This is a genomic window from Rhizobium fabae, from assembly GCF_003985135.1.
Classification (GTDB): domain Bacteria; phylum Pseudomonadota; class Alphaproteobacteria; order Rhizobiales; family Rhizobiaceae; genus Rhizobium; species Rhizobium pisi.
In genome coordinates this window covers 429,636-441,925 of the sequence record NZ_ML133647.1, presented here as the reverse complement: position 1 = coordinate 441,925, position 12,290 = coordinate 429,636, and the positions used below count along the sequence as shown (strand labels likewise).

The 12,290-nt window shown below is 56.8% G+C and carries 11 protein-coding genes; 1 reads left to right on the top strand and 10 read right to left on the bottom strand.

Annotated elements, in window-relative coordinates:
- Positions 1–264: 264 nt before the first annotated feature.
- The 8 genes from EFB14_RS08000 to EFB14_RS07965 form a co-directional block, all read right to left on the bottom strand.
- Complete coding sequence (locus EFB14_RS08000) at positions 265–2,124, bottom strand: DUF3732 domain-containing protein (RefSeq protein WP_126824292.1); 1,860 nt, start codon at positions 2,122–2,124, stop codon at positions 265–267.
- Positions 2,121–2,597 (bottom strand): three component ABC system middle component, encoded by a 477-nt coding sequence (locus EFB14_RS07995; RefSeq protein WP_245438218.1) that lies wholly within the window; start codon positions 2,595–2,597, stop codon positions 2,121–2,123. The genes EFB14_RS08000 and EFB14_RS07995 overlap by 4 nt, the downstream gene beginning before the upstream one ends.
- Positions 2,564–3,778, bottom strand: a complete 1,215-nt coding sequence (locus tag EFB14_RS07990; protein ID WP_126824289.1) for a hypothetical protein — start codon at positions 3,776–3,778, stop codon at positions 2,564–2,566. The genes EFB14_RS07995 and EFB14_RS07990 overlap by 34 nt, the downstream gene beginning before the upstream one ends.
- A gap of 546 nt (positions 3,779–4,324) precedes the next feature.
- Complete coding sequence (locus EFB14_RS07985) at positions 4,325–5,458, bottom strand: ABC transporter ATP-binding protein (RefSeq protein WP_126824286.1); 1,134 nt, start codon at positions 5,456–5,458, stop codon at positions 4,325–4,327.
- 196 nt (positions 5,459–5,654) lie between these two features.
- The gene (locus EFB14_RS07980; RefSeq protein ID WP_126824477.1) at positions 5,655–6,860 is read right to left on the bottom strand and encodes an ABC transporter substrate-binding protein; all 1,206 of its coding nucleotides are present in this window, start codon (positions 6,858–6,860) and stop codon (positions 5,655–5,657) included.
- Positions 6,861–6,933: 73 nt separating this feature from the next.
- On the bottom strand, positions 6,934–7,791 hold the full coding sequence (locus EFB14_RS07975; RefSeq protein ID WP_125845573.1) for a carbohydrate ABC transporter permease: 858 nt from the start codon (positions 7,789–7,791) through the stop codon (positions 6,934–6,936).
- Complete coding sequence (locus tag EFB14_RS07970) at positions 7,788–8,672, bottom strand: carbohydrate ABC transporter permease (protein ID WP_125845574.1); 885 nt, start codon at positions 8,670–8,672, stop codon at positions 7,788–7,790. The genes EFB14_RS07975 and EFB14_RS07970 overlap by 4 nt, the downstream gene beginning before the upstream one ends.
- A gap of 13 nt (positions 8,673–8,685) precedes the next feature.
- On the bottom strand, positions 8,686–9,843 hold the full coding sequence (locus EFB14_RS07965) for a Gfo/Idh/MocA family protein (RefSeq protein ID WP_125845575.1): 1,158 nt from the start codon (positions 9,841–9,843) through the stop codon (positions 8,686–8,688).
- A gap of 330 nt (positions 9,844–10,173) precedes the next feature.
- On the opposite strand from EFB14_RS07965, the gene yghX reads away from it, so the two are divergent.
- The gene (gene yghX / locus EFB14_RS07960; RefSeq protein WP_126824283.1) at positions 10,174–11,061 is read left to right on the top strand and encodes a YghX family hydrolase; all 888 of its coding nucleotides are present in this window, start codon (positions 10,174–10,176) and stop codon (positions 11,059–11,061) included.
- 63 nt (positions 11,062–11,124) lie between these two features.
- On the opposite strand, the gene EFB14_RS07955 is transcribed toward yghX, so the two are convergent.
- A complete protein-coding gene (locus EFB14_RS07955; RefSeq protein WP_126824280.1) occupies positions 11,125–11,565 on the bottom strand; it encodes a DMT family transporter in 441 nt (146 codons plus the stop codon).
- Positions 11,562–12,044, bottom strand: coding sequence for a DMT family transporter (locus EFB14_RS07950; protein WP_126824277.1), 483 nt, complete (start codon positions 12,042–12,044; stop codon positions 11,562–11,564). Before EFB14_RS07950 ends, EFB14_RS07955 begins: the two co-directional genes overlap by 4 nt.
- Between the last annotated feature and the right edge of the window lie 246 nt (positions 12,045–12,290).

Here is a 12,290-nt window from a genome sequence, read left to right as displayed (position 1 = left end):
GCTGATATCGTAAGACGTGCGCGCAAGGGATGACTTGGTTGCGCCAAGAGCGGACACGGGCTTGACTTAGAGGATTGACCTAATGGGGGCCGGATGCGGTCAGTCCGATTCTGTCGAAAGGCATTGAAGAGCAGCCGTACCGCTCCCAGCCTCGCTACGGTCGAAATGGCAGCGCTGATCTCATCAAAAACGTCAGAATAGGTTGCTGATATGGCGGTTTCAGATCAATTGCGGACATTGGCAAACGTTCGCGACCGATACGTCCTAGCCCGGCCTGGAAACCGGGATCAGGGCGTTTCCATCTCGGAAAATTTCTACTAGGTGCACGTTCTTGAGCCCGTCCCAATACCGCGGATTTATGTGTTCGAAGACGATCATCTGGAACTCTTTTCCAATGTCATTCGCCGTAGTGATGAACTGGTCCAAAAGCTCCAGTGCCAACTTAACCTTCGCGACGTCGCTTTCATCGACGTCCTTCTCGCCAGCTCCGTCTTTTTGATCATCTTCGCCCCAGTATGGCCTGGAGAACTGATCGACAATCAGGAACGGAGCCACGTGAATGCCATCGTTCCGCATAATCAATTCATGCAGGCCCAGGAACAAGAAGAGGTGAAGGAACATATGATTGGAACTGCTACCGACATTTTCGGTCGAAGCGGTCTTAGGCTTGCGCAGATGGAGCTTCTTCTCCGAATAGTTGAACGCGGAACGATAATCGCCATAGTTCCCGAGCGCTGCCTTCGTCAGTGTGATGTAATCCTGGATCGCCTCATCCAACGCCCTGGTAAAAAGCTCTTTCCGGTCTTCGACGGGTGATACAGTAAGGTCTTCGATTTGAGCTTCCAGGCTTGCGATCAACTCGCTGTTATCTGGAGCTTTGTCTGACTGTGGGTCGCTATACAGCTCAAGCTTGGCCTTCGTCTCGCCGATGAAGATGTACTTATCTTTGTCGCTTTCGAAACTTTCCATCTCGGCAGGCAGGGCTTGAAGGTCCTTTTCGAGCTTCTGGCGCTGAGATTCCAATCCTTTCATGATTTCGGAGATGTTGCTGTCTAGCGGCGTCTTTCGAGCAGTAGCGTCCTTGATCTCCTGTAGCCCTTGGGAAAGGTTTTTGAGGATGTCATCGAACACGGATGTCCGAACTGTCTCCTCGAAGTTCCCTAGCAGATACTCGACAGGCTGCAGGCTATCCGCTGTTTCCTTGAGGGTCGCCTTATGGTTCCCATATTCCGACGCGAACCTGCGGAGCCCCCTGATTTTCCGGGAAACGCGGTATATCTGTGAAGAAATTTCTTCATATTGCGCCGACACATACTGGTCGGGACCACTCTCCCGCTCTGTTACCATTTGCCTCAATGCGGTGACTGAAGCATCAGGGTCAGTATTCTCGGCAACGAGACCGTACCCCTTAGCCCGAGCGACGGTTTCCGTCAGCTGAGCATTAAACTGCTCGCGCTTTTCCTCCGTCTTAGCCGCTAACTTTTGCTGGCGGGCAAGGTTACGCTCCAACTCTGCGCGCTTCTCCCGCTTCAAGATGTTTTCGACTGTGTCGATCCCTACAGCGATGTCGAATATGCGTGGTAACGCTTCTTGGTAGCGAGCCTGGTTCTGTTTGTCGAAAAACTGGTCGCTATGCGTGATGATGTCTTGCGAGATGGTGTTGAAGAGCAGGAAATATCGAAGCGACACCCGAGAATTGGCCTGCAAAGTTCTCCCGCCAAATGGAATTTTGACGTCCTGATCGATGCCGAAATCAGCGCTTAATAGCTTCTTCAATACGCTTTCGCTGATATTCGGGCTTGGCGCGGTATTCGGAACTTCTCCCGTCGAAGAGAAGTAGTAATCGGGCGACGGTGCCGTCCCCTCTGGCGCGCGTCTCGCAAGCATGTAGATTTTGTCATTCACATGAATGCGCAGCCCGTACCAGGCGACATTTTCATTGATAATGCTCTCTGAAATCCGATGGTTACTCGCGAACATGCAGTAATCGACGATGTCCAAGATGGCCGTCTTGCCAGTGTGGCTTTCGCCGGTGATCACATTGATCTTGTTCGGCAGGAACGTAACGGACCGTCTCTGTTCGGTCTTCAGCCAGAGTTGCAGGCTTTCAATATGAAACTTCACAGCTCGATCCTCGCATTGAGGTAGAAAACTTCAGCATTGCCCGAGACCAGCGCAGCTATGTTGGCTGAGGCGCGCTGGACGCGCTCGGCGCGTTTGCCCATGGACGTATCGAAGGGTAAGGCAGACGCGATCACCGCCCCGTCATCTTTCAATTTAACTACACCAATTTCACACAAAAACTGGAGAGCATTCAGAGTCGGAGTCAACGATGCCAAGTACCGTTCATTGAAATTGTAGAAATGTTCGATGTTGTCGATCAGATACTGCTCAAAGCTGACGAAGCGAAATCTGCGGTCCGCAAGCTTTTTCACCATCTCGCGATGCGCAACAACGGGCAAGATCAACGCGGTCTTGGGAAGCGTTAGAAATTTAGCCTCTTTCAAGACAGAAGAGATAGAAAACGCGTTGATCCCAAGGTTATTGTAATAAGAGCTGAATTTCACTTGTAGCGATCTTCCCAGTTGCTCAGCCAACCGATCACCGGACGATCAGATAGATCGTAGAATCCGCCATTGCTCATGGATAACGGAAGCTCCTGCGAAGCGAGCGTGAGCTTTCTCGACCGCAAGTCTCCGAGGATCGCGCGGGCAGCTGCGTCCTCATCAACAGCGGCCGGTTGACCCGAATATGTTTGGAGGAACTTGCCTTCCCACATAATGGCAGCTTCCTCCTCCAAAGCGTCGATATCGGATTGAGTGATTTCTCCGTCTTGGATCAGTCGCTCTAGGTTATCGCGAAAGTGCAGACGCCTCGTGGTAAACTTGGTATGAAACTCGATGCTATTCGCTGCGATATCATTGATATCTACCAACTGCCTGATGAACGTCTGGTCGGATAGATTGTCCGGCAAAACGGGCGGAAACTCTCTGAAAAGCAGAGAGCCGCTCCGGGCCTTATCGAAATGCCGTCGGTATTTTTGATTAAACTCGTCAAAGCTGATCGTGATCTTGCTCCCTGCCTTGACGGTGGCGAAGGAGTTTTGCCGCACCTCGGAGTCGACGGCGCTGAAAACGTCGTCAATTCGTGACTGGTGTATCTGTTTTTCAGCGATGGACGCTTTGCATAGATTGATGATTTCGTCCTTGCCCAGGGCGAATGACAGGTGCTGAAAAAACCTCTCTGACACGGCGTCGTCGAGTGAGAGCACATCATCGATGTAGCCCTGGATGACCAAGTCTTTGCTTTTCGCCTTAAGTGACGTGATATCAGCGACAAGCTCTGCGTGACTCTTGGCGGCAGACTTAAAGGCTTCAACGGATATCAGGAGAGCGTTTTTGTCGTTCTCCGACTTGTTGGACGCAAGTAGGAAGCTGGTCTTTTTAAGATAGGCAAGCTGAGAATTCACCAGCGCCCGCCCATCCGCCGGATCGATGATCAGTTTGCACCAGTTCGAAATCGATTTCCAAAGATCACTGTCCAACGTCGTAAGGTTGATAGGAACTCCCTGTGCGCTCGTCTGAACCGTGTGCTTCAACTGGACAAGTAGATTAGTGCCGTCGGGTCGCTCGACGTGAACATCATCAAGAACTTCCAAGCCTACAACTTGGCCGCTCTTCAGATTCAACAACTCATTGAGAAAATAATAATACTGGTAGTCGAATCCGATTGATTTATCTTCTGCGCTAGTCGTATCGACACGCGACCGTCCGCTCATGATCTACCTACACAATTAGCGAATAATTACCCCAAGTTGTTACCCCGATAACTAGCAGCTGCAAATCGATATTTCAATTTACAAACAATGGAATTTCGAGCTTATATCCATTTCAATTTAAGCGGTTCAGTCGCTGACTTCACCTTCTCGGGTATTGAGAAGGCAGGACTGGAGATTATCGCTCGGTTGAACGATTCTCGTCCCGACTGGAACCGGCAGGACTCTCGAACTTTCTGTCTAACTCAGCCTGTGCGGAGGTGGCCAGTATGTCTGCTTTCAGCGGAAGGTTCCGACCGTCCGAAATGACCGATAAGAGGGCGCGCGAAGCCGCCTTGCAGCAATCGAACTTTCTATGTCCGCTTGGGGCCAACGACTGCCATGACGCAAATGGCCGGACTCTGCCATCTACAGAAGATCGCCAACATCGTTCGTGGAGTGAAAATCACCCGAACCCCTACCGGCAAGCAGCCGCAATTGCTGAGGGGGTCGTTTGGCCCCTATCCGGAACCGCCCCCCGGTAGGAAAAACGACGACCTGGCGGGCGGTTCAGGCCGCCGTCGGATTGATCACGTTCATATCGATTTCGGTCAGTTCCACGCGCCGCTCGAAGGCAATGCCCGCCTCGTCGAAGAGATGGCAATCGGCGGCATTGATTCCGGTCGCGACCGGAATGTCCGTACGGATGCCGACGCTGCCGGGCAGCATGGCGCAGAAGTTCTCGGCTTCTCCGTTGAGGGAGGCGTAAGCGACGGTATTTGCCCCGAGGCGCTCGATGACCGTCGGCGTCACGGTAAAGACGATATCGCCACCGCCGAGTTGAATATGCTCCGGCCGGATGCCGAGCGTCAAAGGCTTGCCCACCATGCCGTCACGTGGCGTCACCGGCAAAACCGCCGTCTGACCCTGATAATCCACCTCGACGCCATCGGCGCTGACGCCCTTGCAGATCACTGGAAGAAAATTCATTTTCGGATTGCCGATAAAGCCGGCGACGAATTGGTTCGCGGGCTTGTGATAAAGCTCGAGCGGGGCGCCTGTCTGGGAGATATTGCCCGCATCAAGCACGACGATGCGGTCGGCCATCGTCATGGCCTCGACCTGGTCGTGCGTCACATAGATCATCGTCGCCTTCAACTGCCGGTGCAGCTTGGCGAGCTCGATGCGCATGTCGGCGCGCAGCGCCGCATCCAGATTGGAGAGCGGCTCGTCGAACAGGAATATCTTCGGTTCGCGCACGATGGCGCGGCCGATCGCGACACGCTGGCGCTGGCCGCCGGAAAGCATGCCGGGTTTCTGCTGCAGCCGCTGTTCGAGGTGCAGGATGCGCGCTGCATTTTCGACCTTAGCCTTGAGCTTTGCCTCTTCCATCTTTTCGACGCGCAGCGGGAAGGCGATGTTCTCGAAAACAGTCATGTGCGGGTAGAGCGCGTAGGACTGGAACACCATGGCGATTCCGCGCTTGACGGGCGGCAGGTCGTTGACCCTGACGCCATTGATGACGATGTCGCCCGCCGTCGTCGCGTCGAGACCGGCGATCATGCGCAAGAGAGTGGACTTGCCGCAGCCAGACGGGCCGACGAAGACGACGAACTCGCCATTCCTCACCTCGAGCTGCACGCCCTTCAGGACTTCATAGTCGCCGTAGAACTTCTGAACTTTGTTGAGAAGAAGCTGTCCCAAAAATCTGTCTCCGCCGGCGACCTGTGTCGCACGTTCGATCGTCGTTCCCGCATAATTCCTTAAGTCGAATTCGATTTAAGGAATTATGCAGCAATTCAAAGTGTTGCGGCGTTCTGCACATCTGAACAGACACAGGGCGCCGTGGGGGAGGGATCGCGGATTGTTGCCTCCGCGATCCCGAAGAGCCGAAGCGGGCTTACTTGAAGGCCTCGATTTCGCCGGCAGCCTTCTTGAGCGCGGCCTCAGGCTCGGCCTTGCCAGTCACCACGGACTGGATCATCTCGATCACCGAATTCTGGAAGCCCTTGTAGTCGGTGAAGAGCGGCTCGGGACCGCCGTAGCTGATACCGTCGATCAGCGGCTTCCAGTAGGGATCCTTGGCGACGAATTCGTCGACCTTTGCCGAAGGACGCAGCGGGGTGAGGCCGGCGCCGCCCTGCAATTCGTATTCCGACTGGACCTCCGGCGAGGTGATGAACTTGGCGAATTCCGTCGCCTTGTCCTCGACCCCGGAACCCTTGAAGATTGCAAGGCTGTCGGTGATCAGGAGCGTGCCGGGACCCTTGGCGTCGGGGCCGAGCGGCAGCGTCGTGATGCCCCAGCTGATCGTCGTCTTCTTCAGACGATCGGCCGCACCCGAGCCTGCCTGGATCATGGCGACCTTGCCGTCGAGGAAGATGGCGCGGACTTCGTTCTGCTCGTAGGCGGTCGGGCCTTCTTCGGCATAGGCCGAAATGTCCTTATAGGCCTTCAGCGCTGCAAGGATCTGCGGGCTGTCGAGCGTGACCTTGCCGTCGGCATCGGTGACGGCGCCGTTGTTGGTGTAAACCCAATGCATGAACTGGTGCATCGTGTTGTCGAAGGTCTTGGCAGAGAGACCGAAGCCCGGGATGCCGGTCTTTTCCTTGATGGTCTTCGCCATCGCGATTTCTTCAGCCCAGGTCTTCGGCGGAGTTTCCGGGTCGAGACCGGCCTGCTTGAAGAGATCCTTGTTCCAGTAGAGCGCCTTGGTGGAGAAGGCGATCGGAACGCCCCACTGGTTGCCCTCGAAGGTCACCGTGTCGACGATATGAGGATAGTAGCTCTTCTTTTCGTCATCCGTCATCGGCACCGGAACGATGAGATCGTTCTGCGCGAATTCCTTCAGGGTGCGCGAACCGACATAGGCCATCGCAACAGGCGTGCCGGCGGCTGCGAGCGTCGTTGCCTTGTCCTGGCACTGCGCCCACCCGACGACCTCAGGCGCGATCTTCCAGCCTGCGTTCTTTTCTTCCCACTGCTTGATAAATTTGGTGTGGACCGGGTCGATCGTGTCGCCGCAATAGATCCAGCTGATTTCCTTGTCGGCCGCCTGGGCAGTGACCGCAGTCAGTGCCGTTGAACCGAGCAAGGCGAGTGCCATGAGGCCTGTCTTGATTGATATGCTCACGTCGTGACTCCCATTCTTGTGTTAGCTGTTCACTCGTTTTTTGCTCTTATTGTTTCACCGCACCGGCGGTCAGGCCGCCGACGAGGTAGCGCTGAAGGAAGAAGATGACGACCATTGCCGGCGCAATGCCGACGAAGGAAGCCGCCATCAGCTCGTTCCAGATGACCTCCTGCTTGCCGAAGTAAGCAAAGAGCCCCACTGGCAAGGGCATGTATTCGGTCTTCGAGTTGAACGTCAGCGCGAAGATGAATTGCTGGGCGTAGGCGCCGATGAAGGTGGTAATGGCGACGACGATGATCCCCGGCATCGCGATAGGCAGGATGACGCGGCGAAGCGTGTAGAAATGGCTGGCGCCATCCATGTAGGCCGCTTCGTTGAGTTCCTGGGGAATGCGGATCATGTAGGTGCGCAGCAGCCAGATCGCCGAAGGGATCAGGAACGCGACACCCGGCACGATCATGGCGAGATAGGTGTTGAGCACGCCCATGCTGCGCATCAACCGGAAGAGCGGGATCAAAAGCACGGCACCGGAAAACATGTTCACCGTCAGGAATGCGCCGAGCAGAATGCCCATACCCCTGAATTCGAACTTCGCAAAGGCGTAGGCCGCCGGGATGACGAGGCAGAGCACGATCACCGTCACGATGGTCGAGATGAAGAACGAGTTGAAGATATAGCGCGCAAAACCCGGCACGCTGATCCACATCGTCCGATAGGCTTCGAACGAGCCGTTTTCCGGCCAGAAGCGGTAGGGCGAGGAGAAGAGCTGGCTGAGCGGCTTCAGCGAAACCAGGAAACCTTCGAAGAAGGGCGCCAGCACGAAGAACAGAAACACGGCGATGCCGCAATAGATCAGGATGATTTCCCACCAGCGGTAGCGATCGATCATGGCCGCATTGCTCATGCGCGCTTCTCCGGATTGAGACGACGGGTGACGCGGAAATAGGCAAAGCAGAAGAGCGACAGGAAGATGCAGATCAAAACGGCGCGCGCCGCCCCTTCACCGTATTTCTTCGAACCGATCGCGGTCTGATAGGTATCGATGATCATCGTCGTCGTCTCGCCGCTCGGCCCGCCCTGCGTCAGAATCCAGATGATGTCGAACGAGTTGAAGGTGGCGATCAGCGATAGCATCGACATGGTGATGATGGCGGGAACCATAAGCGGCAGCGTGATGCGGCGGAAGCGGTACCAGCGGCCGGCGCCGTCCGTCCAGGCAGCCTCATAGAGATCCTTCGGAATGGATTGGATCGCCGCCAGGAAGTAGATCGTCACAAGCGGCACGCCAATCCACACGTCGGTGACGATCGTTGCCCAGAAGGCGGTGCTTCCATAGGCGAGGAAGGCAACCGGACCGTCGACGAGACCGAGGCGCTGCAAGACCCCTGATATCATCCCGAACTGGCCGTTATACATCCAGCCCCACATGAAGATGCCGATCGCCATCGGCACGATCCATGGCGGCATGGTCAGCAGCCGGAACAGGGAGCGGCCGGGCACGGCGGCATTCAGCATGGTTGCGCCGAACGTGCCGATCACCATTTTCAGGGCGACCGAGAAAAACGTCCAGATGAAGGTGCGGATGATGACCTCCGCAAACCGTTCATTGAAGATCTTTTCGTAATTGATCCAACCGACCCATTCCGTGGTCTTCTTCAGCGACGCGTCGGTGAAGGAGAGTATGAACGTATCGACCAGCGGATAGGCGACGATCGCGAGAACATAGAGGACTGCCGGAAGAAGAAGGATCCAGGCGAAGATGATCGTGCTTCTTTGAACACTCATCTTGCCGCCCTCCTCAAGCCGCTTTTGCGTGGAGGGCTTCGTCGAAGCGGTCCCAGACGGGGCGCAGGTCGACGACCGTTTTCTTCATCCTTGCTTCGTCCATCGCCAGAGCAAGAATCCCGGCTTCGAGCGCGTTCAGCGTGGACACGGGAAGTTCGAGCCCGGTGCGCACGCTTTCGAGCAGGTCGCCCGCCATCTGCTCATCGGCGCCGTAATGCTGGGAGAGCTCCGTGGCGGCGTAGGTGTTCTCGACCACTTTGTTGCCCGTCAGCTGTTCGTGCACATTGAGGTAGCCGCGAACGAAATCGCCTTCGGCCATGCCGCGCGAGCCCATGATGGCGAAACGACGGAACTGGTCGGGCACATTGAGATTGGTATGGAAGTTCATCCCCACGCCATTGGCATATTCGACGATCGCCACCTGATAATCGATGATGTCGGCATCGCTGTCGAAGACCTTGTCCGAACCCATCCATCCGCTCGGCTTGCGATGGAAAAGCTCGAGATCGTTGATGCCTTCGCGCGCCGGGTCATTGGCCGGGATGAAGCTCTTGCGGCCGCCGAAACTGGCGACACGTTCCGGCCGTGCGCCGACGACACCATTATAAAGATCAAGGTCGTGGCAGCACTTCTCCAGCATGAAGCTGCCGGAATAGCGCTCGTAGCGGCGCCAGTCGCGCATGAAGAAGGCGCCGTGATAAGGTTCGATGTGTTCGGACGCCTCGATCGATACGATCTGACCCAGCTTGCCCTCGGCCTGGATAGCGCGCAGATCCCGGTAAAGAGGAGAATAGCGCAGCACGAGACCGACCATCAGCCGCTCATGACCGAATTTCGCCATCAGATGGGCAAGCTCGATGCTTTCTGCGATCGTCGTGACGATCGGCTTTTCGCAGAAGACCTTGAGACCGGCCTGAAGCCCGAGTCTGATATGGTCGAGATGCATGTGATTGGGCGAGCCGATCATCAGGAGATCGAGCTTCTCGGAGGCAAGGAGTTCTTCTGGCGAACCATAGGCTTTGCCGACCGAAATTCCCTTTTCCGTCAACCCGGGAAGTCCGGCGGGATCCGGGTCCACATAGCCTACGATGTCGAAACTGCTGTCGATTGCCTTGAAGACATAGCCGAGATAACCGAGCCGGAATCCTAGCCCTATGATTCCCACTTTCATGCCGATCAGGTTCCCATTTAAGTAATTTATTTTCTTTAAGTTGGGACAAAAAACGAGGGGCGTCAATAGAAAACGGGCCTCAAAGCAGAAGTATGAAATTAATTTTCATAGATCGATAGGCGGCTGCCGATTCCGAGCCTCCAGCTGCCTTCGCCACCGACAGATGGCACCGGGCGCACCGTCAGGCAGAGGACCGGCGAATGCGAGGGGCCAGTTGCCCCGAGCCTCGATCGCCCCGGCAAGCTCACGCAGAACTCGCGAAATGTTGAAAAGAGTCGCGGGCTTACGTGTGTAGGATGGCCCGAGGACCCGAGGCAAGGAGGAGCCATCATGACCCGTATGACAGCCAAGGATTTCCCTCAGGAACTTCTCGAACTCTACGATTATTACGCACATGGGAAAATCACCAAGCGCGAGTTTCTCGACCGGGCCGGCAAATTTGCCGTCGGCGGCGTGACGGCAGCCGCCATTCTTGCGTCGCTCAGCCCCGATTATGCGCTGGCGACCCAGGTCGAGTTCACCGATCCCGATATATCAGCCGAATACATCACTTATCCCTCGCCGAAAGGAAATGGAGATGTGCGCGGCTATCTCGTGCGCCCTGCGAAAGCCGCCGGCAAGGTCGCGGCCGTGGTGGTCGTCCACGAGAACAGGGGCCTCAATCCCTATATCGAAGACGTGGCACGGCGCGTGGCGAAAGCGGGCTTCATTGCGCTTGCGCCCGACGGCCTCACTTCGGTCGGAGGCTATCCCGGCAATGACGAAAAGGGGCGGGACCTCCAGCAGAAGGTCGATCCGGAAAAGCTGATGAACGACTTCTTCGCGGCGGTCGAGTTCCTGATGCACAGCGACCTCACCACCGGCAAGGTCGGCATCACCGGCTTCTGCTACGGCGGCGGCGTTGCCAACGCTGCGGCGGTCGCCTATCCCGAGCTTGCCGCCGCCGTGCCCTTCTACGGCAGGCAGCCGCCCGCCGAGGACGTGCCGAAGATCAAAGCGCCGTTGCTCCTTCACTATGCCGGGCTGGACAAGGGGATCAATGAAGGCTGGCCGGCCTATGAGGCCGCGCTGAAATCAGCCGGAAAAACCTACGAGGCCTATATCTACCCCAACGTCAACCACGGCTTCCACAACGATTCCACGCCCCGCTATGACGAAGCGGCAGCCAAGCTCGCCTGGCAGAGAACGGTCGACTGGTTCACGAAATATCTCGCCTGAGAAGGCCGCGGCTGAAGATCACACGGCGGGAAGGCGTTCCCGCCGCCCGGCAACGTGGCGCAGCTATTGCGAACCGTCGACCTTGCGTCTTCCCCGACTGACCACCATGCCGCCGACGATAAGAGCAATGCCGGCCGCGTTTGCCCAGAACGATGCTGGGACGGCGCGCACATAGTCAAACGCCACCCCCGTTACCATCTGCCCGCCGATGATCAGCAGAGCCGAATTGACCGCGCCTATTCGCGCAATCACCCAGCTGCCGGCTGCCACGAAGATAACGCCGATGGGGCCGCCCAAATAGATATACCAGGGCGCCTCGGCGGCGCCGGCAGGAAGCAGGCCTCCGACGAAGAGACCGAGGCAGGTAAGGACGACAAAACCAACGGCGTGGTTCCAGAAAGATGCGATCAGCGGCGTCGTGGAGATGCTCAACCTTCCATTGAGCTGGCGGCTGAGACCGACGAGCACGCCGCCCAGGCAAGCGAGGAGAATGAAGACCGTCATGCCACACCTCGCCCGAACAGAATGATGAGCGCAGCCCCCGTGACGACCAAGCCTAGCGCCGCGACGTCTCGTGTATCGGGATGCCGCTTTTGCAGGCCGAACAGTCCCCAACTGTCGGCCGCGACGCTGAAAGCGACCTGGCCGGCCAACCCCAAAGCCAAAGTGCCGGAGAGCCCGAGCGGTGAATTGACCGCAGTCGAGGTCAGAATGACCGTTGCCGCGCCGGATACTCCGCCAAAGTAGGCCCACCAAGGGGCGCCGGGGGGCTTTCCCGTCGTTGCTCGCCGGCGGCGGACAACCAAGAGAAGAATGATGGCTGCGATGATGCCTGTGCCGTGGGCGGTCCATGACGAGAAGAGGGGATTTCCATAACGCGCCAGCTCCCCGTTGAGGTGCACCATGAACGTCAGGAGCCCACCCGTGGCAAAGGCTCCGGCAAAGTAGATCGGATGCGGATTTCGTACTCTTTCGATGGTCATTGGAAGTCCCGTTAAAGAATCGCTTTGCGACGGATATTATTGCCACTAAGGCCATTCATCGGCATTTTCAGCAAGATGATGACCGTCGTCCGTCTGCCTGTTGTCGGCGCCCGACGTCCCGCGTCGCCAAGCAGGGGACCGTCGGCGACCACAAGAAAATGCCGCCGGCCACCGTCATCGGGGCGTTTCTGAAATAGAGGAAAATTCGGCAGATGTGGCGGTGTGCTTCATAGGCGCGCTTCCTTC

Bases quoted from the DNA above. Each gene is read 5' to 3' on its own strand.
- EFB14_RS07980 (WP_126824477.1), bottom strand. From the start codon at position 6,860: ATGGCACTCGCCTTGCTCGGTTCAACGGCACTGACTGCGGTCACTGCC.
- EFB14_RS07950 (WP_126824277.1), bottom strand. From the start codon at position 12,044: ATGACCATCGAAAGAGTACGAAATCCGCATCCGATCTACTTTGCCGGA.
- EFB14_RS07990 (WP_126824289.1), bottom strand. From the start codon at position 3,778: ATGAGCGGACGGTCGCGTGTCGATACGACTAGCGCAGAAGATAAATCA.
- EFB14_RS07975 (WP_125845573.1), bottom strand. From the start codon at position 7,791: ATGAGCAATGCGGCCATGATCGATCGCTACCGCTGGTGGGAAATCATC.
- yghX (WP_126824283.1), top strand. From the start codon at position 10,174: ATGACCCGTATGACAGCCAAGGATTTCCCTCAGGAACTTCTCGAACTC.
- EFB14_RS07970 (WP_125845574.1), bottom strand. From the start codon at position 8,672: ATGAGTGTTCAAAGAAGCACGATCATCTTCGCCTGGATCCTTCTTCTT.
- EFB14_RS07955 (WP_126824280.1), bottom strand. From the start codon at position 11,565: ATGACGGTCTTCATTCTCCTCGCTTGCCTGGGCGGCGTGCTCGTCGGT.
- EFB14_RS07965 (WP_125845575.1), bottom strand. From the start codon at position 9,843: ATGAAAGTGGGAATCATAGGGCTAGGATTCCGGCTCGGTTATCTCGGC.